The organism is Roseobacter denitrificans OCh 114 (assembly GCF_000014045.1).
Taxonomy (GTDB): Bacteria; Pseudomonadota; Alphaproteobacteria; order Rhodobacterales; family Rhodobacteraceae; genus Roseobacter; species Roseobacter denitrificans.
Genome location: NC_008209.1, coordinates 2,072,669 through 2,095,064, shown reverse-complemented (window position 1 = coordinate 2,095,064; position 22,396 = coordinate 2,072,669). Strand labels below are relative to the sequence as shown.

21 protein-coding genes are annotated in these 22,396 nt (G+C 59.5%); 12 read left to right on the top strand and 9 right to left on the bottom strand.

Annotation, left to right across the window (positions count from 1 at the left end; translation table 11 throughout):
• Positions 1–22: 22 nt before the first annotated feature.
• Positions 23–2,203, bottom strand: coding sequence for a catalase/peroxidase HPI (gene katG, locus RD1_RS10140; protein ID WP_011568407.1), 2,181 nt, complete (start codon positions 2,201–2,203; stop codon positions 23–25).
• 105 nt (positions 2,204–2,308) lie between these two features.
• Here katG and RD1_RS10135 point away from each other — a divergent pair, with 105 nt between their 5' ends.
• From RD1_RS10135 to RD1_RS10110, 6 genes are all read left to right on the top strand, one after another.
• Entirely contained in the window at positions 2,309–3,250 is a 942-nt protein-coding gene (locus tag RD1_RS10135; RefSeq protein WP_011568406.1) for a hydrogen peroxide-inducible genes activator, read from the top strand.
• Positions 3,251–3,455: 205 nt separating this feature from the next.
• Complete coding sequence (locus RD1_RS10130; RefSeq protein WP_011568405.1) at positions 3,456–3,749, top strand: ribbon-helix-helix domain-containing protein; 294 nt, start codon at positions 3,456–3,458, stop codon at positions 3,747–3,749.
• Between the two features lie 107 nt (positions 3,750–3,856).
• The gene (locus RD1_RS10125) at positions 3,857–4,252 is read left to right on the top strand and encodes a VOC family protein (RefSeq protein ID WP_011568404.1); all 396 of its coding nucleotides are present in this window, start codon (positions 3,857–3,859) and stop codon (positions 4,250–4,252) included.
• A gap of 17 nt (positions 4,253–4,269) precedes the next feature.
• Entirely contained in the window at positions 4,270–4,794 is a 525-nt protein-coding gene (locus RD1_RS10120) for a hypothetical protein (protein ID WP_011568403.1), read from the top strand.
• A 15-nt stretch (positions 4,795–4,809) separates the two neighbouring features.
• Complete coding sequence (locus RD1_RS10115; protein ID WP_011568402.1) at positions 4,810–6,381, top strand: GMC family oxidoreductase; 1,572 nt, start codon at positions 4,810–4,812, stop codon at positions 6,379–6,381.
• A 160-nt stretch (positions 6,382–6,541) separates the two neighbouring features.
• Positions 6,542–8,587: an NADH:flavin oxidoreductase gene (locus RD1_RS10110; protein ID WP_011568401.1), complete on the top strand. Its 2,046-nt coding sequence runs from the start codon at positions 6,542–6,544 to the stop codon at positions 8,585–8,587.
• Between the two features lie 28 nt (positions 8,588–8,615).
• Here the strand turns inward: RD1_RS10110 and RD1_RS10105 are convergent, their stop codons facing one another.
• From RD1_RS10105 to RD1_RS10075, 7 genes are all read right to left on the bottom strand, one after another.
• A complete protein-coding gene (locus RD1_RS10105) occupies positions 8,616–9,491 on the bottom strand; it encodes an isocitrate lyase/PEP mutase family protein (protein ID WP_011568400.1) in 876 nt (291 codons plus the stop codon).
• 4 nt (positions 9,492–9,495) lie between these two features.
• On the bottom strand, positions 9,496–10,770 hold the full coding sequence (locus tag RD1_RS10100) for a TRAP transporter large permease (RefSeq protein ID WP_011568399.1): 1,275 nt from the start codon (positions 10,768–10,770) through the stop codon (positions 9,496–9,498).
• A complete protein-coding gene (locus RD1_RS10095; protein WP_044033069.1) occupies positions 10,767–11,264 on the bottom strand; it encodes a TRAP transporter small permease in 498 nt (165 codons plus the stop codon). The genes RD1_RS10100 and RD1_RS10095 overlap by 4 nt, the downstream gene beginning before the upstream one ends.
• Before the next feature lie 58 nt (positions 11,265–11,322).
• Positions 11,323–12,312 (bottom strand): TRAP transporter substrate-binding protein DctP, encoded by a 990-nt coding sequence (dctP, locus tag RD1_RS10090; protein ID WP_011568397.1) that lies wholly within the window; start codon positions 12,310–12,312, stop codon positions 11,323–11,325.
• 108 nt (positions 12,313–12,420) lie between these two features.
• Entirely contained in the window at positions 12,421–13,158 is a 738-nt protein-coding gene (locus RD1_RS10085; protein WP_011568396.1) for an amino acid ABC transporter ATP-binding protein, read from the bottom strand.
• Positions 13,145–13,957, bottom strand: a complete 813-nt coding sequence (locus tag RD1_RS10080; RefSeq protein ID WP_085978946.1) for an amino acid ABC transporter permease — start codon at positions 13,955–13,957, stop codon at positions 13,145–13,147. The genes RD1_RS10085 and RD1_RS10080 overlap by 14 nt, the downstream gene beginning before the upstream one ends.
• 4 nt (positions 13,958–13,961) lie before the next feature.
• Positions 13,962–14,771: an ABC transporter substrate-binding protein gene (locus tag RD1_RS10075; protein ID WP_011568394.1), complete on the bottom strand. Its 810-nt coding sequence runs from the start codon at positions 14,769–14,771 to the stop codon at positions 13,962–13,964.
• Positions 14,772–14,968: 197 nt separating this feature from the next.
• Here RD1_RS10075 and cobO point away from each other — a divergent pair, with 197 nt between their 5' ends.
• The 3 genes from cobO (at position 14,969) to RD1_RS10060 (ending at position 18,745) form a co-directional block, all read left to right on the top strand.
• On the top strand, positions 14,969–15,577 hold the full coding sequence (cobO, locus tag RD1_RS10070; RefSeq protein ID WP_011568393.1) for a cob(I)yrinic acid a,c-diamide adenosyltransferase: 609 nt from the start codon (positions 14,969–14,971) through the stop codon (positions 15,575–15,577).
• A 10-nt stretch (positions 15,578–15,587) separates the two neighbouring features.
• Positions 15,588–17,033 (top strand): cobyric acid synthase, encoded by a 1,446-nt coding sequence (locus RD1_RS10065; RefSeq protein ID WP_011568392.1) that lies wholly within the window; start codon positions 15,588–15,590, stop codon positions 17,031–17,033.
• Between the two features lie 116 nt (positions 17,034–17,149).
• Entirely contained in the window at positions 17,150–18,745 is a 1,596-nt protein-coding gene (locus RD1_RS10060) for a gamma-glutamyltransferase family protein (RefSeq protein WP_011568391.1), read from the top strand.
• A gap of 10 nt (positions 18,746–18,755) precedes the next feature.
• On the opposite strand, the gene RD1_RS10055 is transcribed toward RD1_RS10060, so the two are convergent.
• Positions 18,756–19,628: a MurR/RpiR family transcriptional regulator gene (locus RD1_RS10055; RefSeq protein WP_011568390.1), complete on the bottom strand. Its 873-nt coding sequence runs from the start codon at positions 19,626–19,628 to the stop codon at positions 18,756–18,758.
• Positions 19,629–19,742: 114 nt separating this feature from the next.
• Between RD1_RS10055 and RD1_RS10050 the strand changes: the two genes are divergently transcribed.
• The 3 genes from RD1_RS10050 to RD1_RS10040 are packed head-to-tail and all read left to right on the top strand — an operon-like array spanning position 19,743 to position 22,389.
• Positions 19,743–20,507, top strand: a complete 765-nt coding sequence (locus RD1_RS10050; protein WP_011568389.1) for an N-formylglutamate amidohydrolase — start codon at positions 19,743–19,745, stop codon at positions 20,505–20,507.
• The gene (locus tag RD1_RS10045) at positions 20,495–21,064 is read left to right on the top strand and encodes a TRAP transporter small permease subunit (RefSeq protein ID WP_044033068.1); all 570 of its coding nucleotides are present in this window, start codon (positions 20,495–20,497) and stop codon (positions 21,062–21,064) included. The genes RD1_RS10050 and RD1_RS10045 overlap by 13 nt, the downstream gene beginning before the upstream one ends.
• Positions 21,064–22,389 carry a TRAP transporter large permease gene (locus RD1_RS10040; protein WP_044033067.1) on the top strand — a complete coding sequence of 442 codons (1,326 nt, stop codon included), beginning with the start codon at positions 21,064–21,066 and terminating at the stop codon, positions 22,387–22,389. The genes RD1_RS10045 and RD1_RS10040 overlap by 1 nt, the downstream gene beginning before the upstream one ends.
• The last annotated feature ends 7 nt before the right edge of the window (positions 22,390–22,396 follow it).

The following is a 22,396-nucleotide window of genomic DNA, read 5'->3' as shown; positions in this document are numbered from 1 at the left end:
CACGCGCCCGGTGCCATTGATTTTAGGCCGCCAGATCGAAGCGGTCCGCGTTCATCACCTTGGTCCAGGCTGCCACGAAGTCACGCACGAATTTTTCGGCGTTGTCATCCTGTGCATAGACCTCGGCGTAAGCGCGCAGGACGGAGTTCGAACCAAACACCAGATCAGCACTTGTTGCCGTCCACTTGACCGCACCCGTGGCCCGGTCGCGGATTTCATAGGTGTTTTCCCCGTCCACCGGATGCCAGCTATAGGCCATATCGGTGAGGTTGACGAAGAAGTCAGGCGTCAGCTGCCCTGCGCGGTCGGTAAAGACACCATGTTTGGAATTGCCGTGATTGACACCCAGCACACGCATGCCACCCACCAGAACGGTCATTTCCGCCGCTGTGAGCCCCAGCAATTGCGCCTTGTCCAGCATCATTTCCTCGGCGCTGACGGCGTAGTCCGCCTTTTGCCAGTTGCGGAAACCATCGGCAAGCGGCTCCAGCACATCAAAGGATGCAGCATCGGTTTGATCTGCCGTTGCATCGCCGCGTCCTTGGGCGAAAGGTACGTCAACATCATACCCTGCGGCCTTGATGGATTGCTCCAGCCCCACATTCCCGGCCAGAACGATCACATCCGCAACAGAGGCACCGGTTTCCGCGGCGATCGGCTCAAGAATGCCCAGCACTTTCGCCAGACGCTCAGGCTCATTACCGGCCCAGTCCTTCTGCGGCGCAAGACGGATGCGCGCGCCATTGGCACCACCCCGCTTGTCAGAACCGCGGAAGGTGCGCGCGCTGTCCCAGGCGGTCGCGATCATATCAGCCGCAGACAGACCGGAGTCGGCAATGCGCGCCTTGACGGCAGCGACGTCATACTCCGTGCTGCCCGCCGGGATGGGGTCTTGCCAGATCAGGTCCTCTGCGGGCACATCCGGGCCGATATAGCAGGCCTTTGGCCCCATATCGCGGTGCGTCAGCTTGAACCACGCGCGCCCGAAGACATCGGCGAAATACTCCGGATCGGCCATGAACTTCTGGCAGATTTCGTTGTAGATCGGATCGACTTTCATCGCCATATCCGCATCGGTCATCATCGGCTGGTGACGTTTTGAAGGGTCGGTCGGATCGACCGGCATGTCTTCTTCCTTGATGTCGATCGGCTCCCACTGCCATGCACCGGCGGGAGATTTGGTCAACTGCCACTCATAGCCGAAGAGCAGCTTGAAATAGCCCATGTCCCATTGTGTCGGATGCGTGGTCCAGGCCCCCTCGATACCGGAAGTGAAGGCGTTTGTCGCCTTGCCGTCATGCCTGGGGTTTGACCAGCCAAAGCCCTGCGCCTCAATCCCTGCGGCTTCGGGTTCGACACCGATGTTATCGACAGCGCCACGCCCATGCGCCTTGCCCACGGTGTGCCCGCCACAGGTCAGGGCGGCAGTTTCCTCGTCATCCATCGCCATACGCGCGAAAGTCTCACGCACATGCTGTGCGGTGCGGGCCGGATCAGGTTGTCCATTCACACCTTCAGGGTTGACATAAATCAGCCCCATATGCACCGCCGCCAGGGGGTTTTCCAGGGTGGAGGCATCATCCAGATCGCCGTAACGGTTTTCGCTTGGCGCCAGCCATTCATTCTCGCTGCCCCAATAGACGTCGGTTTCAGGGCCCCAGATATCCTCACGGCCAAAGCCGAAGCCAAAGGTTTTCAGGCCCATGGATTCATAGGCCATGTTACCGGAGAGGATAATCAGATCCGCCCAGCTGAGCGCGTTGCCGTATTTCTTTTTGACAGGCCACAACAGGCGACGCGCCTTGTCGAGGCTGGCGTTGTCGGGCCATGAATTCAGAGGCGCAAAGCGGATGTTCCCGGATCCCGCACCGCCACGGCCATCCTGCATGCGGTATGTGCCCGCCGAGTGCCACGCCAGCCGGATCATCAAGCCACCGTAGTGTCCCCAGTCTGCGGGCCACCAATCCTGATCCTGCGTCATCAGCGCTTTGACATCCGCCTTGACCGCTTCGAAATCAAGCGCCTTGACCGCCGCGCGATGGTCGTAATCCGGGTCCATCGGGTTCGTGCGCGCACCATGCTGGTGCAGAATGTCGAGGTTCAGCGCATTGGGCCACCATTTGGTCACGGGCTTGTCCATCGCCGTGTTACCGCCATGCATCACAGGGCATCCGCCGGTTGGATCTACGTTATTTCCGTCCATCACAGTCTCTCCACAGTTGGTTGAGGGTTCAGTTTGGAACGGTTCTAACAACTGCACCGCAAAGACACTAATTGATTATTCTGACCATCGTGATAAGTTTTTCTTATGATTGGCCTCACCCTGAAACAGCTCAGATATTTCGACGCGCTCGCCCGCCACAAACACTTTGGGCGCGCCGCTGATTCCTGCGCCATCACGCAGCCCGCCCTGTCCCTGCAGATCAAGGAACTCGAAGCATTGGTGGGCGCGCCGCTGGTTGAACGGGCAACGCGCGAAATTCGCCTGACGTCCCTGGGGTCGGATTTCATCACCAGAACCCGCAAAATTCTGCTGAGTATTGATGAGCTGGACGAACTCGCCCGCGCGGCGCAAGGCCCACTTGCCGGCCGACTCAGGCTCGGGGTCATTCCAACCGCCGCCCCCTATCTGTTACCGTCGATCATGACATCATTCGCGCAGAGGTTTGCGGATCTTGATGTCGAATTGCGCGAATCCGTGACGCAAGCCCTGATTCAGGACCTGTTGGAGGCGCGATTGGATCTGGCGATTGTGGCCCTGCCGATTTCGGAACCCGCGTTGCGGGAGTTTGCGCTCTTTGAAGAGGATTTCGTGCTGGTCCGCCCGCCGCAGGATGCAGGAAAACCCGTCCCAAGCCCGGAAATGCTGCAGGAGATGCGCCTGTTGCTGCTTGAAGAGGGTCATTGTTTTCGCGATCAGGCCCTGTCCTTTTGCAAATCGGTCGAAGCGCACCCCCGCCAGATGATGGAGGGCAGTTCGCTCTCGACGCTTGTGCAGATGGTCGGGGCGGGCATCGGCGTCACCTTGATCCCCGAAATGGCTCTGTCGCTGGAAACGCGGTCTGCGGATGTGGCGGTTGCGCGCTTTCCCAAACCCGGCCCGTCGCGCACCATTGGCATGGTCTGGCGCAAAACCAACCCCCTGTCCGACCAGCTGATGCAGATTGGGGCCATCGTGCGCGGGGTTGGGCAGAAGGCGCGTGATACGCACCCCCTGCCCCCGGCCAGCGGCGCAAAACGCATGCCCTGATGCACGACTGTGGCATGTGGCGGCACAGATTGGTAAATAATATCAGACCTCTAAGACGTCAAACACACGCCAGCGTATGCGCATCGCCCAAATGACACATCCGCAAGGCAATAGACAATAATACCCATGATGTTTAACGTTAAAACCAAACATCCGACCGCCGGAACAACATCACTGGCGCAGCGGACCAATGGGAGGGCACCTTATGTGCGACGTTTTTGCCGGACAGGATCCGGAACGATATAGCTGCACCACGCGTCGGTTGCGGTTGAACGGGCAAAGCACCAGCATCAGGCTGGAGAATGCCTTTTGGGAAGTGATTGACGAAATCGCGCAGAGCGAGGGCACAACCGCCCCCTGTTTCATTTCAAAGCTGCACACCGAAGTTTTGGAAAAACGCGGGGAACCAAAGAATTTCACCTCACTGCTGCGCTGCGCCTGCCTGAAGTTCGCAGAGATGAACCCGGAGCGCAAAAGCCTGACGCTGGCTGCTGAATAGCGGCTGCCAGACAGGCCAAAGAAAAAATACGGGGTAGTACGGGAATACTACCCAAGTCCTGCGGCCCTCCTGCACGATGTTCCATGTGAACAACGGGAGGGACCACTTTGGCCAAAGCCATTCATTCCATGATCCGGGTGCGTGACGAAAATGCGTCGGTTCGCTTTTACGATACCGCATTCGGGTTGAAAGTCGCAGACAGGCTGGATTTCACCAATTTCACGCTGCTTTATCTCAGCAATCCGGAAACCAGTTTCGAACTTGAACTGACCGTCAACAAAGACCGCACCCAACCTTACGAGCTTGGCGAAGGCTATGGCCATCTGGCGGTGTCGGTCACGGATCTCGACAGCGAACATGCCCGATTTGAGGCCGCAGGCCTGTCACCGCGAAAGATCGTTGAATTTGCGCCCGATGGGGAGGTCATCGCGCGCTTTTTCTTTGTGGCCGATCCGGATGGCTACGAGATCGAAGTGCTTGAGCGCGGTGGACGCTATCTGTAATTCAAAGGGAGGATACCATGACAACCACAACCGGCCCGAAAGGGCTTACCCGACGCCAGCTATTGTCGCGTGCGACATCTGCGGGGGCTTCATTTGTTGTCGGCGCGGGGTTTCTTGCCGCACCCGATGGGGCATGGGCGATGGAAACGAGCGAGCTGCAACCGGAAACCTTTGCGACGCTGGTGCAAATGGCGCGCGATATCTATCCGCATGACAAGGTGGGCGATGCCTTTTACGTGATCGCCGTGAAAGGCTATGACTCAGCCGAGGCCGCACAGGCAGTTGAGGATGGCATTGCCGCGCTCAACGCAGCGGCGGCCGGCAAAGGCTACGCCAGTTACCTCGACATTGGCTGGGAACGCGACCGGGTCGACATCCTGCGCGGTATGGAGAACAGCGCGTTCTTTCAGCAGGTCCGCGGCGGCCTTGTAACCGGGCTTTATAATCAGAAAGCGGTCTGGCCGATCTTTGGCTACGAGGGCTCTTCTTATGAATTCGGTGGTTATATCGACCGCGGATTCAATGACATCAACTGGCTATAAGGGAGACTAGGCACCATGACGGCACCTTTTGATCTCACGGACGACAGCGTTATTGTCGTGATCGGAACAGGCGCGGGCGGCGGCGTTCTGGCAAATGAACTGGCGCAAAAAGGCATCAGCGTTGTCGCGCTGGAAGCCGGCGGGCGCTACCTGCCCGAGGACTACGTCAACGACGAATGGGAAAGCTTTGGGCAACTGGCGTGGCTGGACCCGCGCACGACATCGGGCGACTGGCGCGTGGCCAAAGATTTTTCCGGCCTGCCTGCCTGGATCGTCAAGGCGGTGGGTGGTGCGACGACCCACTGGGCGGGGGCGAGCCTGCGCTTTCAGGAACACGAATGGAAGGCGGCGACCACCTATGGCAACGTGCAGGGCGCAAGCCTGCTGGATTGGCCGATAGATGCAGCGGAAATGGACCCATGGTACGCATTGGCTGAGGAAAAGCTGGGCGTGACACGCACGGGCGATCGACCGGGCCTGCCGGGCAACAACAACTACCTTGTGTTCGAGAAAGGCGCCAAGGCGCTGGGATACACCGAAGTCAGCACCGGGCGCATGGCGATCCAGTCCACCGATGGGGGCGAACGCACCGCCTGCCAACAGACAGGGTTTTGCTTTCAGGGCTGCAAATGGGGGTCGAAATGGTCGACCGCCTATACCGACATCCCGCAGGGTGAAGCGACCGGCAACCTCGAAGTGCGCGAACGGGCCCATGTGGCGCGCATCCTGCACGATGACGCCGGCAAAGTCTCGGGCGTTGAATACTTCGACGCGGACGGCAACCTGCAGCTGCAAAAGGCGCGCGCCGTCTGTGTGGCAGGCAATTCGTTCGAAAGCCCGCGCATGCTGTTGAATTCGGCGACATCCATGTTCCCGGATGGGCTGGCCAATTCCTCCGGTCAGGTGGGGCGCAATTACATGCGTCACATGACAGGGTCGGTTTATGCCACCTTTGATCAGCCGGTCAGGATGTGGCGCGGCACGACCATGGCAGGCATCATTCAGGACGAGGCCCGCCATGACCCCAGCCGTGGTTTCGTCGGCGGATATGAACTTGAGACGCTCGCGCTCGGCCTGCCGTTCATGGCCGCCTTCCTTGATCCCGGCGCATGGGGCCGCGAGTTCACTTCCGCGCTGGATGCCTATGAGAACATGGCGGGCATGTGGATTGTGGGCGAAGACATGCCGCAGGAAACCAACCGCGTGACACTCAACCACGACGTCACGGATCAATACGGCCTGCCGGTGGCAAATGTGCACTTTGATGACCACCCCAATGATATCGCGATGCGCAATCACGCCTATCAGCAGGGGCAGGCCGTCTATGATGCGGTCGGGGCCACGCGCACCTTCCCGACGCCGCCATATCCGTCAACGCATAACCTTGGCACCAACCGGATGTCGGAAAATGCCCGCGACGGGGTGGTGAACAAATGGGGTCAGACCCATGATATCCCGAACCTGTTCATCTCCGATGGGTCGCAGTTCACGACGGGGGCGGCCGAAAACCCCACGCTGACCATCGTGGCGCTGGCCATCCGGCAGGCCGATCACATGGCGCGCGAGATGTCCGCCGGAAACCTGTAACACCACATCGCCGCATCTTTTGGTGCGGCGATATCGCCCCTGATCTGATCCCCCCGCTATCCGGCGTTTTTGATCTGGCAAAGCCCTAGGATATGCGGCTTACTGCGCGTTGAAGCGTCGCCGAGACGGGACGCAACAGGACAGGTAGAACGTGCAGCCGATGTCAAAAGATCCCTTGATGCAACCCTTTCAACTCAAGCATCTGACGTTGAAGAACCGCATCATGACCACCAGCCATGAACCTGCCTATCCCGAAGACGGCATGCCCAAGGAACGCTACCGCGCCTATCACGAAGAGCGCGCCAAGGCCGGGCTTGCACTTGCGATGACCGCAGGTTCGGCGGCGGTGTCCAAAGACAGCCCGCCGGTGTTCAACAACGTGCTGGCCTATAAGGATGAGGTGGTGCCATGGATCACCGATCTGACCGATGCCTGCCATGCGCATGGCTGTGCGGTGATGATCCAGTTGACGCATCTGGGGCGGCGCACGACGTGGAACAAAGGCGACTGGTTGCCCTCCCTGTCTTCCTCGCGCCACCGCGAACCGGCGCATCGCGCCTTTCCCAAACTGATCGAAGACTGGGATATTGACCGGGTGATCACCGATTTCGCCGACGCAGCCGAGCGGATGCAGGCCGGTGGCATGGATGGGATCGAATTGCAGGTTTACGGCCATCTGCTGGACCAGTTCTGGTCACCGCTTACGAACGATCTGTCCGGTCCTTACGGTGCCGATACTTTGGAAAACCGGATGCGGTTTCCGCTGGATGTCTTGGGGGCCATTCGCAAACGCGTGGGCGAGGATTTCATCATCGGCTTTCGCTTTACCGCCGATGAGGTGCAAAAAGGCGGGATCACGCCCGAAGAGGGCCTGCGCATTTCAAAAATCCTCGCCGATGATGGGCGTCTCGATTTCCTGAATGTGATCCGGGGGCGCATCCATACGGACCCTGCGATGGTCGACGTGATCCCGGTGCAGGGCATGAGCAATGCGCCACATCTTGATTTCGCCGGGGCGGTCAAAAAGGCAACCGGCCTGCCCACATTCCACGCCGCCAAAATCCCCGATGTGGCGACTGCGCGACATGCCGTGGCAAACGGGCTGCTCGATATGGTCGGGATGACGCGGGCGCATATGGCTGATCCGCATATTGTGCAGAAAATCCGCGAGGGGCGCGAGGACGACATACGCCCTTGTGTCGGGGCCACCTTTTGTCTGGATCGGATTTATCAGGGCGGCGAGGCGCTGTGCATTCACAACGCGGCCACGGGGCGCGAACTGTCCATGCCGCACGTCATAGCCCCGGCCCCTGCCCCACGCCATGTTGTGATTGTCGGCGCAGGTCCGGCGGGGCTTGAGGCCGCCCGTGTTGCCGCCGAGCGCGGGCACGTTGTCACGGTCTTTGAGGCGCAAGCCGATCCCGGTGGGCAAATCCGGCTGACCGTCCAGAACCCGCGCCGCCGCGATATGATTTCAATCATCGACTGGCGCATGGCCCAATGTGCCGCGCGCGATGTGCGTTTTCATTTCAACACATGGGCCGAACCTGAAACAATCACCGACCTGAATCCGGATGTGGTGATCGTGGCGACGGGCGGCCTGCCAAACACCGAACTTTTCGAGGCTGGCCGCGACACGCCCCATGTGATCAGCAGTTGGGAGATGATCGCAGGCGATGTCAAACCGGCAGATCACGTGTTGATCTATGATGAAAGCGGCGACCATCCGGGGCTGCAAGCCGCTGAGACGGCTGCCCTGGCCGGTGCAAAAGTCGAGGTGATGACGCCTGATCGCGTATTTGCGCCCGACATCATGGCGATGAACCTGACACCTTACATGCGCGCGTTGCAGGACAAGGACGTCACCTTTACCGTGACGCGCCGCCTGCTGGATGTGGCGCGCAATGGCAACAAGTTACGTGCCACAATCGGGACGGATTACAGCGATCACAGCTATCAGACCGATTACGACCAGATCGTTGTGAACTATGGGACCTTCCCGCTGGATGAGCTTTACCACGCGCTCAAACCGCTCAGCAGCAACCTTGGCGCTGTGGATCATGACGCGCTGATCGCGGGCGAAGTCCAGAATGTGAACACCAACTCCGATGGCGCGTTTCAGCTTTTCCGCATCGGGGATGCGGTTTCGGCCCGCAACACACATGCGGCGATTTACGACGCCCTGAGGCTGGTCAAGGACTTGTGAGCACGCATCCGGCGACCCCGACGCATACTCAGTCGCGCTTTGAGGACGCATAGGCTTGCGACGCCGCATAGTAGTCGTCAAACCCGATCCGGCTGCGCAACTCGCCAAAATCCATCAATCCGGGCCGCTGATCCGCGCGCATCGCGCGCAACGATGTGACCATCGCCTGCATCGCCGCCGCCATCAGAGACAGCGGATAGGCCGCGATGGAATAGCCGATGTCATGCAGGGCCGCATTGGGCAAATCCGGTGTTTCCCCACCTTCGACGATATTCGCCATCTTGGGACCGGGCAGGTTTGAGCAGATATCCTGCATCTCTGCGATGGATTTAGGAGCCTCCACGAACAGGATATCGGCGCCGAGTTCGGCAAAGACTGCCGCCCGTTCGATCGCCTCTGACAGCCCGTGTTCATGACGCGCATCCGTGCGGGCAAGGATCAGGATATCGCCGCCGTCTTCGCGCAGGGCATCGCGCGCATCCACCGCCGCCTTGATCCTGTCATATGCCTCTTGTCGTGGCACAACCGCCTTACCCGGCGTGTGCCCGCATCTTTTCGGGGCAAGCTGGTCTTCGATCATCACCGACGCGCAACCGGCTTGCGCAAACCCCGTCACCGTGCGGCGCACATTCATCGCATTGCCATAGCCCGTATCGCCATCCCCGATCAGCGGAATGTCGATGGCAGTGGCGATGTTGCGGGCCTGATCCACGACTTCACCATAGCTCATCAGGCCGAGATCCGGCGCGCCGATCCGGCTGGCGGAGGCGGCAAAACCCGACATGAAGGTCAGATCATACCCCTCCTGCGCGATCAGTTTGGCCGAGAGCGCATCAAAGCAACACGGCATCACATGGCATTTATCCTGCGCCAGCAAGGTACGGAGCGTTTTCGCAGCAGTCATGATTTCACCATTTGAACGGGATATAAAGCGCCAGATCAGGCACCAGATAAAGAATGCCAACCGTGAACAGCATCAGCATCAGGAACGGCCAGACCCCGCGCGCAACATCGGCCAGCGTGGCGCGCGCAACCGATTGTATGACGTAGAGGTTTAGACCCACCGGCGGCGTGATCAGGGCGCATTCCACCATGATCACCATGTAGATGCCAAACCAGATCGGATCGAAGCCCAGACCCATCGCCGCGGGCAACAGCACCGGCGTCATGATCAGGATCATCGACAGGGCCTCGAACACCAGCCCCATCAACAACAGCACGACCGAGACGACCAGAATGAACATGATCGGCCCGTCGATGGTCTGGGCCAGGAAGGCCGAAATATCCTGCGGGATGCGATAGAGGGCGATGGCCTTGCCAAAGATTTTCGCCCCCGCCACGATCAACAGGATCGCGGCCGTGGTGATCGCGGATTCGCGCACCGCTTCCCAGAATTTAGCCCACGTCATGGTGCGCAACCAGAATACGGTGATCAACAGGGCCGCAGCAAAGCCAATCGCAGCCGCTTCCGTAGGGGTGAACGCCCCGGAATAGAGACCGAGAATGACCAGAGCCGCAAGCGCCACAGAGGGCAATGCGCGTTTGGAGGCTGTCGCGCGTTCGCGCATCGACGCCTTGGGCACCGGCGTGTACCCGCCCCAAAGGCGCGCGTGCAACATCGCGAAAAGCACGAACAATGTGACCAGCACAGCCCCCGGCCCGATGCCTGCCAGAAACAGCGCAATCACCGATTGCTCGGTCACAAAGCCATAGACGATCATCGGAATGGAGGGCGGTATCAAAATGCCCAGCGTGCCGCCCGCCGCCAGCAACCCGTAAACAAAGCGTTTTTCATATCCCCGGTTTATCATCTCCGGAATGGCCACCGTGCCAATCGTGGCTGCCGTCGCGACGGACGAGCCTGAGATGGCGGCAAAAAGCGCGCAGCTGAGAATGGTAGCAACGGCAAGCCCCCCCGGCCAGTGCCCGACCCAGGCCTGTACGGCCGAAAAAAGGTCACGCCCGACGCCCCCCTTGAGCAGCAGGTTCGACATCAGCAGAAACAGCGGCACCGCCAGAAGGATGAAACCATCCAAGGTAGAGAGCAGCGATTGCGGCGCCATGAGCGGTGAAAAACCGCCCAGCAACAACATGCCAAGCCCCATGCCCCCCAGCGCAAAGGCCACCGGCACCCCGACCAGCAACAGCCCGAAAAGGGAGCCCAGAATAAGCAGAATGGTCATTCGTGTGTCGCTCCAAGGCTTGTGGTGCCCGCGCCGGGCAGTCGGATCAACTCAACAAGACCCTGCAAGGCGAGCATGCCAAACCCCACGGGCACAGACAGTTCCGCGATCCAGACCGGCAGGTTCAGCAGCGACCCGGTGGTGCGCCCGCGCGAAAAGCTGTCGTAGAATATGTGCCAGCCGTAAAACGCAACGATGGATGAAAACACGATAATCGCGACAAGCGCAAAAGCGGCGCAAACCTTCTGCGCACGCTCAGGCAGCAGGTTGGTAACAGCGTTCACCGTGATGTGGCGACGCAACACCAAAAGATGCGGCAGTGCGAGAAAACACCCCCAGATCAGGCACAGCTGACTGAGTTCAGCGGCCCAGATCGTCGGTTTGATAAAGAAGTATCTGGCGATCACCTCATAGGTCAGCATGGCCCCGGTGGCGGCCATCAGGACCGCACCAATGGCGCACAGCGCCCGTGATATTCTGGAAATGACTGACATATTACATGGACGCGGGCAGCCCATCAGCCACCCGCTTTCCTTCTATATTACAGATACTTCAGGAGCCTCCTGCACCCAAAGCATCAAGAATTTTCTGACCTGCTTCACCCGTGGCCTCAAGATAGGCGTCATAGACGGGCTGTGCGACCTCCTGCCATGCGGACAGTTCTGCATCGCTGAGTTCGACGATGGTCATTCCGTTCTCTTCGGCGGCTTTGTAGGCTGCCGCTTCGATCCCACTCATGCGGTCGCGCACGTCATCTTGTGCGACCTGTGCTGCCGCCTTGATATGGCCTTGCAACTCGGGTGACAGACCGGCCCACCAGTCGCTGTTCACGACAACCACAAATTCGATATTGGCGTGGTTGGTTTTGGTGATCGTATCCATGACCTCCCAGAGCTTGCGGGATTTGACGCCGGATACCCCGGTCATACCAACATCCACCGTCCCCCGCTGATAGGCCAGATATTGCTCCGAACCGGAGATCAGCGTCGGTGCCCCGCCCGCTGCGGTGACAAAGTCACCGAGGGTTTTACCGAAAACCCGCGCCTTTTTGCCCTTCATGTCTTCCGGTGTGCGGATCGGGCCTCCTTGTGAGAGCAAAATCGCACCGCCATAGGCCTGCCAATAGAGAACCTGACCGCCGGTCTTGGCGATTTCCTCTTCAAGCACAGTGCGCACGGGCGACCCTTCGGCCACGGCGGCGCGCACCTTTTCCTCGGTGTTGAACAGGAACGGCATGTAGAACACGTCAACAACAGGCGCATCGCCCACATAGCGCGTCAGGGATGCGACACCGGCTTCGATGGCACCCGACCCGACCGCAGCGGGGACTTCCTTGTCCTTGTAAAGCGTCGCACTGTCGTAGATTTCGACGTCGATGGCACCGCCCGTGCGTTCCTCAACCTCTTTTTCGAACAGAACGAGGTTCTCTCCGAGGTGGCTGGTCAGGGGCAGTTGCAACGAGATGCGCATTTTCTCCTGCGCAATGGCGGCACCGCTGAGCGCAGTCAGCGCAACAGCGCCCAGGATTGCATTTCTGAACATGTGGTTCCTCCCGTGAATTCTTCTTTTTGGAGTTGCGACGTTAACGGCGCTTGCAGAACTTGCAACTGTTTATTCGCCGGGACCGCTTCCTCCCAGCAGCGCAAAGGCTCAGCGCAGCACCGCTTTCAAAAAGGCCCGGGTGCGTGGCTTTTGCGGTGCCGTGAACATCTGCTCCGGGTTGCCCTGCTCAAGGATACGCCCGCCATCCATGAAACAGATGCGATCCGCCACCTCGCGGGCAAAGCCCATCTCATGGGTTGCAAGCAACATCGTCATGCCTTCAGCGCGCAAATGGCGCAAAACGCTGAGCACCTCGCCCACGAGTTCGGGATCAAGGGCCGCCGTAATTTCATCAAAGAGCATGATTTCGGGTTCCATGGCCAGCGCCCGGATCACGGCGACACGTTGCTGCTGCCCCCCTGACAACTGATCGGGAAACTTATGCATATGTTGCGCAAGACCAAAGCGGCTAAACAACGCCTCGGCCTTTTCGGTTCGGGCATCCGCCGATTGTTTCAGCACCCGGCGCGGTGCCAGTTGCACATTTTCAAGCGCGCTCATGTGCGGAAACAGGTTGTATGATTGAAACACAATGCCAATGCGCCGCCGGATCGGGGCCAGATCCATCCCCGGTTCCGAGATGTCCACACCGTCGAGCCAGATTGACCCCTCATCAATCGCTTCAAGCTGGTTGATGCAGCGCAGGAGCGTCGATTTACCCGAGCCCGACGCGCCAATCAGGCAGATCATTTCGCCCGCATGCACATCCAGATCAATACCGGCAAGGACCTGATTGTCGGCAAAGGATTTCTGCACGCCGCGCAGCGACAGTTTAGCTTCGGGCATCGCGGTCTCGGTTCAACAGGTAGTCGGCGTAGCGCGTGGCGGGCACGGTCACCATCAAAAAGATCACTGCGGCCACCAGATAGGGCGTGAAATTGGCCAGCAGGCTTTTGTAGATGCCCGCCTGACGCAATATTTCGACCGGGCCGATAAAGCTGAGCAGTGCCACATCTTTCTGAAGCGCCACCAACATGTTCATATTGGCCGGCACCACGCGGCGGATGGCCTGCGGCAGCACGACATAGCGCATGGTATCCCGCTCCGACAGGCCAAGGCAGATGGCGGCGTTGCGCTGACTGGCGTGCACGCTCTCGATGCCGGAGCGCAGCACCTCGGCCACATAGGCCGAGTAGGTCAGCACCAGCGCCACCGTTCCCCAGATGTAGGGTGAATTCCACGGGCGCGGCAGGCCAAGACCCGGAATCCCGAACCCGATCAGATAGATGGTCAGGATCACCGGCACGCCGCGAAACACATCCACATAGACGGCCCCGAAAATCCGCAGCGGGAAAAGGGCCGGCGCGCGTGCGCCGCGCGCCAGCGCAATGGCAAGCCCCAGCCCGAGGATCAGCGGCACCGACCACGCGAAAATCATGACATCAATCATGAAGGCCTGCAAAAGCGTCGGGAAGGTTTCGGCAAACACCGAGGCGTCAAAAAAGCTGGCCCTGACCGCTGGCCAGCCCGGCGCGAGCGGCACAAGAACGACCACGGCAGCCAAGACCAGCGCCGTGCTGATGCCCGCAATGCTCAGCGACCTGCGCCGCTGCTGCGCTTCATATGCCTGCCTGCGGTTCACCACCGGCTCACTGGATCAGTGGCACACCGGTTGCTTCCTGCAACCATTGCGCCTCGATAGCGGCAAGGCTGCCATCAGCTTTCATCTCCGTAAGTGCCGCATCAACACATTCCTTCAGCGGATTGCCTTCAGTCATAAGCGCGCCGAAATGATCAGGGTTCTTGGTTTCATCGGCGGTAAACTGGCCCAGCACCTGCCCGCCCTCCAGCACCACCGCCCCCAGATAAAGCGCGGTGGGCAGATCAAAGAGTGCTGCATCTATCTGACCCGCTTTCATGGCCTCGACCACATTGACGTTGTCGTCATAAATCAGCGGAGGGCTTTCGGGCGCGATCTTCTCCATCACCACCGGCAGCGCGGTCGTGGTCGCAACAACACCCCATTTCAACCGTTTCAACGTTGCCATGTCAGCGGTCAACCCGTCCCCGCCCCGCACCAGCACAGCCATGGGTGCGGTGTAGTAAGGTGCTGAGAAATCGACGACTTTATCCCGCTGCGCGGTGATGGAAAACTGCTGCATGTTCAGATCGAAATCCTTTGCACCCGGCTGGATCGCCTGATCAAAGGACGTGCGGGTCCAGATCACATCTTCCTGCATGAACCCCATTTTGCCCGCCAGCGCATAGGCCACAGCCGCCTCAAAGCCCTGCCCGCTTTCCGGCGCATCATCCAGCACCCAAGGGTAATAGGCCGGGTTGCCGGTGGCGATGGTCAGCTTGCCCGCACTGATCGTCTTGCCCTCGTGGCAGCTTTGCGCCTGCGCGCCACCGACTGCAATCATTGACGCAATAATGGAAATGGCCAGGACCTTGTGCATTTCGACTTCTCCCCATTTGGTTGTGCTGTTTGGCACTTTTATTGCGACCCGGAGTGTTTCGCGCAAGGGGCAAGACATGACGGCGGGGCCGACGTCGGAATTATCCCGCCCGGTGCTGCAAATTCGATCCAGTGGTGGTTGACCCTGCTCAGCGGGAATGCACTAACTGCGCCAACACAAGCACGGGGATTTCCAGCATGTCTGACGAAAACGAACGTCACAACGCCAAGATGCGCAAGATCAAAGCGGCACGCGACAAGATGATGGAGCAAAAGACCGAACAAAAGGGTCTCATCATGGTGCATACCGGGAAGGGCAAAGGTAAGTCATCCTCCGGCTTCGGGATGATCATGCGCTGCATTTCGCACAAGATTCCCTGCGCCGTGGTCCAGTTCATCAAGGGCAACTGGGACACGGGCGAGAAGTCGTTCCTGCGCGACAATTATGCGGATGAATGCCGGTTTTTCGTCTCCGGCGAAGGGTTTACATGGGAAACGCAGGACCGGGCGCGCGACATTGCGGCGGCGGAAAATGGCTGGCGGATCGCGAAAGAGCAAATCCTTGATCCCGACATTCAATTCGTACTGCTGGATGAGATAAACATCGCGCTGCGTTATGACTATCTGAACATCGACGAGGTGGTCGAGTTTCTGTTGACGCAAAAGCCACACATGACCCACGTCTGCCTGACCGGGCGCAATGCCAAGCCCGAACTGATTGAGGCCGCCGATCTCGTGACCGAGATGACCTTGGTGAAACACCCGTTCAAAGACGGTGTCGTTGCCCAAAAAGGCATCGAGTTTTAGGGTAACGCGCATGGGCCGCGCGATCATGCTGCAGGGCACAGGCTCTGATGTCGGCAAGTCACTTTTGGTGGCAGGGCTTTGCCGCGCTGCCAAGCGTCGCGGCATATCTGTCGCGCCGTTCAAGCCGCAAAACATGTCCAACAACGCGGCAGCCACGACGAACGGGGGCGAGATCGGCCGCGCGCAGGCGTTGCAGGCTTTTGCCTGCGGGCTAGACCCAACGGTGGACATGAACCCGATCCTGCTCAAGCCTGAAACCGAAACAGGCTCGCAGGTGATCGTTCAGGGCCAGCGCATGACCTCCGTTGCAGCGGGCGATTATGCAAAGCTGAAACCGACATTGCTCGGCCCTGTGCTCGACAGTTTCAACCGGCTCAAGGCGCAGTATGATCTGATCATCGTCGAAGGCGCCGGCAGCCCGGCAGAGGTAAACCTGCGCAGCAATGACATCGCCAATATGGGCTTTGCTGAGGCGGCGCAGGTTCCCGTGCTACTTTGTGGGGACATCAACCGAGGCGGTGTGATCGCGCAGGTCGTGGGCACGCAAGCAGTCATATCACCCGCTGATGCAGGCATGATAAAGGGCTTCCTTATCAACAAGTTTCGCGGCGATCCTAAACTTTTTGATGAAGGCTATGAGATCATAAAAAACCATACTGGTTGGCCCGGATTTGGCGTGCTGCCGTGGTTTACTGATGCCTGGAAGCTCCCGGCTGAAGACGCCTATGATATCAAAACGCCACCCCGCAAGGGTGGTCTGCACATTGTGTGTCTGCACCTGTCTCGCATCGCAAATTTCGACGATATGGACCCGCTGAGCCATGAACCCGGCGTGCAGATGACCATGTTGCGCGCAGGCGAGGTTTTGCCTGCGGATGCGGATATCGTGATCTTGCCGGGCAGCAAATCAACGCGGGGTGATCTGGCCTTCCTGCGTGCGCAAGGATGGGACATTGATCTGGCCGCGCATCTGCGCCGTGGCGGCCATGTGCTGGGCTTGTGCGGTGGGTATCAGATGCTGGGGCAGTCCATTGCCGACCCTGATGGCATAGAAGGCCCCCCCGGCACGACGGAGGGTTTGGGGTTTCTGGACATCACCACGGTCATGACGCCGCAAAAACGGGTCGCCCGGATCACAGCGAAACACGCGCAGAGCGGTGCGATGTTCCCCGCCTATGAAATTCACGTTGGTCGCACAGACGGGCCCGATTGCGCCCGCCCTTTTGCCTATGTTCACGGGCAACCCGATGGTGCGATCAGTCAGAACGCGCAGGTCACGGGCACCTATCTGCACGGTATGTTCACGGATGATGCGTTCAGGGCGCAATGGCTTGCACAGTTCGATGTCACGCAGAACGCATCCTACACGGCGACGGTTGAAACCACCCTTGATGCTCTGGCGACGCATCTTGAAGCTCATGCGGATGTTGACGGTATACTGGCGCTGGCGCGTTAGACAGGGCCATTCAAGACCAGCACGGTATCACTGGAAACACAACCACCCCGATTGACTCCGCGCGCGTCAGGCCACAGACCTTGGCACAACGACCAAACCGCAGGACAGACCACCCCATGGAACTCAGCGCACATCACCCCTACCCCTCGCGTCGCTCTGCTGTTGCGGCGGACAACATCGTGTCATCCTCGCATCCGCTGGCCACGCAAGCCGGGGTGTCCATGATGGCGCGGGGCGGAAATGCGGTGGATGCTGCCCTTGCCACGGCGATCACGCTGACGGTGGTTGAGCCGACAGGCAATGGTATCGGTTCAGATGCCTTTGCCATTTTGTGGGATGGGCAGGACTTGCATGGGTTGAACGCATCGGGCCGCGCCCCGGCTGCCTATACGGCTGAGAGGTTTGCCGGGCTTGACCAGATACCAATGCACGGCTGGGGCTCTGTCACCGTGCCGGGGGCGGTGTCGGCATGGGTGGCGCTGTCGGATCGCTTTGGCAAATTGCCCTTTGCGGCCTTGTTTGAACCAGCGATCCGCTATGCGGAAAACGGATTTCCTGTCTCACCCGTGATTGCCAAACTATGGCAGCGCGCGGCAGAGCAACTGGCCGAACAGCCCGGCTTTGCCGATGCTTTCCTTCCCGGTGGCCGCGCCCCGCGCGCAGGCGAATATTTTCGCAGCACAGGTCACGCGCGTTCGCTGCGACTGATCGCCGAAACCAAGGGCACAGCCTTTTACGAAGGTGTGCTGGCCGAGGAAATCGCAGCCCATGCGCAGGCCCACGGCGGCGCGCTGACGGTGACCGATCTGGCCGCACACAGGGCAGATTGGTGCGGCACGATCGCGCGCGATTTTGACGCGGTCTCGCTGCATGAAATCCCGCCCAATGGTCAGGGGATAGCAGCGCTGATGGGCCTGGGGATCCTGTCCCGGACCAACATCCGCGATCTTGACCCTGACAGCGCGCAGGCCTTCCATCTACAGATCGAGGCCATGAAACTTGCCCTGCGCGACGCCGAAGGATTCGTGGCGGATGCGGACCATATGACATCCGTCACCGTGCAGGACTTGCTGGACGATGGGTATCTCGCAACGCGGGCGGCGGAAATCAATCTGGACACTGCGAGCGACTTCAAACCCGGCGCGCCGAAACGCGGCGGCACCGTGTATCTGAGCGCGGCAGATGCCAGCGGGATGATGGTGTCCTTCATTCAATCGAACTATATGGGGTTCGGGTCCGGCGTGGTTGTGCCAGATACCGGAATATCCATGCAGAACAGGGGTTTCGGATTTTCTCTTGATCCATCACATCAAAACCACATCGCCCCCGGCAAACGCCCGTTTCATACGATTATCCCCGGCTTCCTCATGCGCGATGGCGCGCCTCTGATGAGTTTTGGGGTCATGGGCGGCCCCATGCAGGCGCAAGGGCATGTTCAGATGGTGCTGCGCACGCAACTCTGGGGCCAGGACCCGCAGATGGCGGTGGATGCCCCCCGCTGGCGCGTGACGCAAGGCCTCGGCGTTGCCTGCGAAACGACCATGGCCCCCGATACGATTTCGACCCTGCGCGCGATGGGGCATGACATCACGCTGGAAACCCCGGACAATGCCTTTGGTTTTGGCGGCGCGCAGCTTATTCACCGCCTGCCGGGGCGCGGGTATGTCGCCGGGTCCGACCCGCGCAAAGACGGCTGCGCAATGGGGTTTTAAACGCGCTGCGTCAGGTAAATTTGCGGAACAGTTTGGTGCTGTCAAAGATCTCTTCCAGCTCCTGCATGCGCTCTTTGGTCTCGCCCCAATGCAGCCCCTGCACGGCGGCAATCAGTGTCTCGACCAACAGTAATGTGGTGGCGGCTGAATCCCATGCCGAGGGCACGACGATACGACTGCTGAGCGTGATATCGGCCAGCGGATGCACCGGCGATCGCCACTGATCGGTAAAGAGCACGATCTTCGCGCCGCGCGCATGGGCCAGTTCCGCCAGTTTCAGTGTGTTGTTTTCATAGCGGCGCACGTCGAAAATCACAAAAACGTCGCCCTTGCCCGCATTCAGCAAATAATGCGGCCAGGTGTTTGACGTGGACTGCACATGCGTCAGGTTCGGGCGGATCACCTGCATGTGCAAAAAGAGGTATTCCGCCATGGTATGCGTGATCCGCCCCCCCACGATATAGAGATGCCGCGCCGGGTCAGCGACCAGCGCGCAGGCCTCATCAAATCCGGCCGGATCAATATGGCCCAGCGTGTGGCGGATGTTGTCGATCACCGCATCGGTAAAGCGGTTGAGGATATGACCCGAGGGCGCCGCCTCTGCCCATGTTTCATGCTTGGCGATGGGGCTTTTGACTTTGGCGCGCAATTCCTCGCGCAGTTCGGCCTGAAAATCGGGGTAGCCTTTGTAGCCCAGCTTTTGCACCATCCGCGCCACCGTCGGCACAGAGACATTCGCGTCCTTGGCCAGCGCGGTCAGCGGACCAAGACCCGACGCGGGATAGTTTTCGAGGATCGACAGGGCCAACTGCCGCTCGGCACGCGTGAGATCTTCCAGCTTTTGCTGGATACGATCCGATATGGTCTGCGCTGCTTCTGCCATGCGCCCCTCCAAATGTTCAGAAAATTACCAGCAGCGGCACGTCTGTGATAAATTTTTCACAATTTTGTTGACATATCTGCGCTGAGGCAAGCACTTTATCGCTCAGGGGTGCGGATGAATCAGTCGCAAAACATAGATGATGACGCAGTGGTCGAGGTGCTCAATGCCGCGGGAACCTCGGATATCGTGCTGGTCTGCGAACATGCCAGCGCCTTCATCCCGCCTGCGTTGAGCGATCTGGGGCTGTCTGACGCGGCGAAGCGGAGCCATGCGGCGTGGGACCCCGGCGCGCGCGCGGTGGCTGTGCTGATGTCCCGACAGTTGGACGCGCCTCTCGTTGCATCGAAAGTGTCGCGGCTGGTCTATGATTGCAACCGCCCGCCCCATGTGCCGAGCGCGATGATTGAGCGCAGCGAAGTGTTCGACATTCCCGGCAACCAAAATCTGACGCAAGAGGACCGCAAGACCCGGGCGGCCAGATATTACACCCCGTTTCGAGACCGGCTGACACAGGTTCTGGCCGCAAAACCCGATCCCATCATCGTAACGATCCATAGTTTCACACGCATCTATCAGGGGATCACCAGAGAGGTCGAGATCGGCATCCTGCATGATCAGGACACGCGGCTTGCCGATGCGATGCTGGAAGCCGACACCGGCAGATTTGTGACCCGGCGCAATGAACCCTACGGGCCGGCAGACGGCGTGACGCACACTCTGAAGGAGCACGCGTTGCCCCATGGCCGCCGCAATGTGATGATCGAAATCCGCAACGATCTGATTGAAACAGAGGACACGCAGACCGCCATGGCGACGCTGATGTCGCGTTGGGTGGCGGAGGCTGTCGCGCACACCAAGGGCCTTTCATGCAAGGTCTGATGCGCGGATACATACGCGGCGTCGATGCGCTCAACTATCGCCTTGGGCGCGTGGTGATGTATGGAATTTTCGTGCTGATGGCGATCCTGCTGTGGTCCTCGATCAGCAAGACGTTCTTTCTGCCCACGCTCTGGACGCTGGAAATGGCGCAATTCGTGATGGTCGGTTATTACATCCTTGGCGGGCCCTATTCGATCCAACTGGGGGCGAATGTGCGGATGGATCTGCTTTATGGCGAATGGTCGATAAGGCGCAAGGCGTGGTTTGACCTGACTACCGTGTGTTTCCTGATCTTTTACCTCTGCGTGTTGCTTTATGGCGCGGTCAGTTCCACCGCCTATTCGCTGGGCTATTGGAAGGACGCGCCGTTTTCCTATCTGTTTGGCGTTTTGATCGGCACCGAGGAAGTCGGCCGGATGGAGCGATCATCGTCCGCGTGGCGTCCCCTTATGTGGCCGATCAAGGCCGTGATGATCGTCGGGTTTTTCCTGATGCTGCTGCAGTGCATTTCCGAGCTGTTCAAGGACGTGCTGCGTCTGAAAGGTCACACCATCTGATGCCCTATGAACTGATCGCCACGCTGATGTTCTCGACCATGATGCTGATGCTGCTGACGGGACAGCGGGTCTTTGGCGCGATTGGTTTTGTGGCTGTGGTTGCCGCCCTACTGCTCTGGGGGGATCGGGGCGGGTATGATCTGGGCTTTTCAGCGGCGATGAAGCTGATGAAGTGGTATCCGCTGCTGACCCTGCCGATGTTCATTTTCATGGGCTACGTGCTGTCTGAAAGTAAAATCGCAGATGACCTCTATCGCATGTTCCACGTCTGGATGGGCGGCGTGCGCGGCGGGCTTGCCATCGGGACAATCGGGTTGATGGTGCTGATTTCCGCCATGAACGGGCTGTCGGTTGCGGGCATGGCGATTGGCGCGACCATTGCGCTGCCCGAATTGCTGAAACGTGGCTATGACAAACGGATGGTGACGGGTGTTATTCAGGCCGGATCGTCCCTTGGGATATTGGTGCCACCCTCGGTGGTGCTGGTGCTTTACGCGATGATCGCGCGGCAACCCGTGGGGCAATTGTGGCTTGCGGGTGTCATTCCGGGGCTGATGATGGCCGCGCTTTTCATCCTCTACATCGCGCTGCGGTGTCGGATAAACCCCACTCTTGGCCCCGCGCTGGCGGCGGAGGAGCGCGACATTCCCCGCGCTGAAAAGATGCGCCTGTTGCGCGCGGGTCTGCTGCCACTGACGATCTTTGCCGTGATGATGGTGCCTTTTGTCAACGGCTGGACCTCGCTGGTCGAAAGCTCTGCCATCGGAGCGCTGGCCGCCTTCCTTGCCGCCGTGTTCAAGGGCCGCATGACGCGCGAAGTCTTTGAGAATTCGGTGCGCAATACGCTGGGCATCACCTGCATGTTCATGTGGATCATCCTCGCCGCGCTCGCCTTTGGCGCGGTCTTTGACGGGCTGGGCGCTGTCAAAGCCATAGAGAGCCTGTTCACCGAACGCTTGAACCTGAACCCATGGATGATCCTGATCCTGATGCAACTCAGCTTTATCCTGATGGGCACCTTTCTGGATGACACCGCGATGCTGGTTATCGTGGCCCCGCTTTACGTGCCGCTCGTGGGCGCGCTGGGGTTCGATCTGATTTGGTACGGCATCCTTTACACGATCACCACGCAGATCGCCTATATGACCCCGCCCTTTGGTTACAATCTGTTCCTGATGCGCGCCATGGCCCCGCCCGAAATCTCCCTGCGCGACATCTATGCCTCCATCACGCCTTTTGTGTTGATCATGGCGGGCGCACTGGCGCTGGTGATGCTTTTTCCCGGCCTTGCGCTTTGGCTGCCGGAGTATGTTTATGGAAATTAACCAACCA

Bases quoted from the DNA above. Each gene is read 5' to 3' on its own strand.
- RD1_RS10085 (WP_011568396.1), bottom strand. From the start codon at position 13,158: ATGCCCGAAGCTAAACTGTCGCTGCGCGGCGTGCAGAAATCCTTTGCC.
- RD1_RS10055 (WP_011568390.1), bottom strand. From the start codon at position 19,628: ATGGCAGAAGCAGCGCAGACCATATCGGATCGTATCCAGCAAAAGCTG.
- RD1_RS10075 (WP_011568394.1), bottom strand. From the start codon at position 14,771: ATGCACAAGGTCCTGGCCATTTCCATTATTGCGTCAATGATTGCAGTC.
- RD1_RS10120 (WP_011568403.1), top strand. From the start codon at position 4,270: ATGACAACCACAACCGGCCCGAAAGGGCTTACCCGACGCCAGCTATTG.
- RD1_RS10105 (WP_011568400.1), bottom strand. From the start codon at position 9,491: ATGACTGCTGCGAAAACGCTCCGTACCTTGCTGGCGCAGGATAAATGC.
- RD1_RS10095 (WP_044033069.1), bottom strand. From the start codon at position 11,264: ATGTCAGTCATTTCCAGAATATCACGGGCGCTGTGCGCCATTGGTGCG.
- RD1_RS10050 (WP_011568389.1), top strand. From the start codon at position 19,743: ATGAATCAGTCGCAAAACATAGATGATGACGCAGTGGTCGAGGTGCTC.
- RD1_RS10130 (WP_011568405.1), top strand. From the start codon at position 3,456: ATGTGCGACGTTTTTGCCGGACAGGATCCGGAACGATATAGCTGCACC.
- dctP (WP_011568397.1), bottom strand. From the start codon at position 12,312: ATGTTCAGAAATGCAATCCTGGGCGCTGTTGCGCTGACTGCGCTCAGC.
- RD1_RS10045 (WP_044033068.1), top strand. From the start codon at position 20,495: ATGCAAGGTCTGATGCGCGGATACATACGCGGCGTCGATGCGCTCAAC.
- RD1_RS10065 (WP_011568392.1), top strand. From the start codon at position 15,588: ATGGGCCGCGCGATCATGCTGCAGGGCACAGGCTCTGATGTCGGCAAG.
- RD1_RS10040 (WP_044033067.1), top strand. From the start codon at position 21,064: ATGCCCTATGAACTGATCGCCACGCTGATGTTCTCGACCATGATGCTG.
- RD1_RS10135 (WP_011568406.1), top strand. From the start codon at position 2,309: ATGATTGGCCTCACCCTGAAACAGCTCAGATATTTCGACGCGCTCGCC.
- RD1_RS10115 (WP_011568402.1), top strand. From the start codon at position 4,810: ATGACGGCACCTTTTGATCTCACGGACGACAGCGTTATTGTCGTGATC.
- cobO (WP_011568393.1), top strand. From the start codon at position 14,969: ATGTCTGACGAAAACGAACGTCACAACGCCAAGATGCGCAAGATCAAA.
- katG (WP_011568407.1), bottom strand. From the start codon at position 2,203: ATGGACGGAAATAACGTAGATCCAACCGGCGGATGCCCTGTGATGCAT.
- RD1_RS10100 (WP_011568399.1), bottom strand. From the start codon at position 10,770: ATGACCATTCTGCTTATTCTGGGCTCCCTTTTCGGGCTGTTGCTGGTC.
- RD1_RS10110 (WP_011568401.1), top strand. From the start codon at position 6,542: ATGTCAAAAGATCCCTTGATGCAACCCTTTCAACTCAAGCATCTGACG.
- RD1_RS10060 (WP_011568391.1), top strand. From the start codon at position 17,150: ATGGAACTCAGCGCACATCACCCCTACCCCTCGCGTCGCTCTGCTGTT.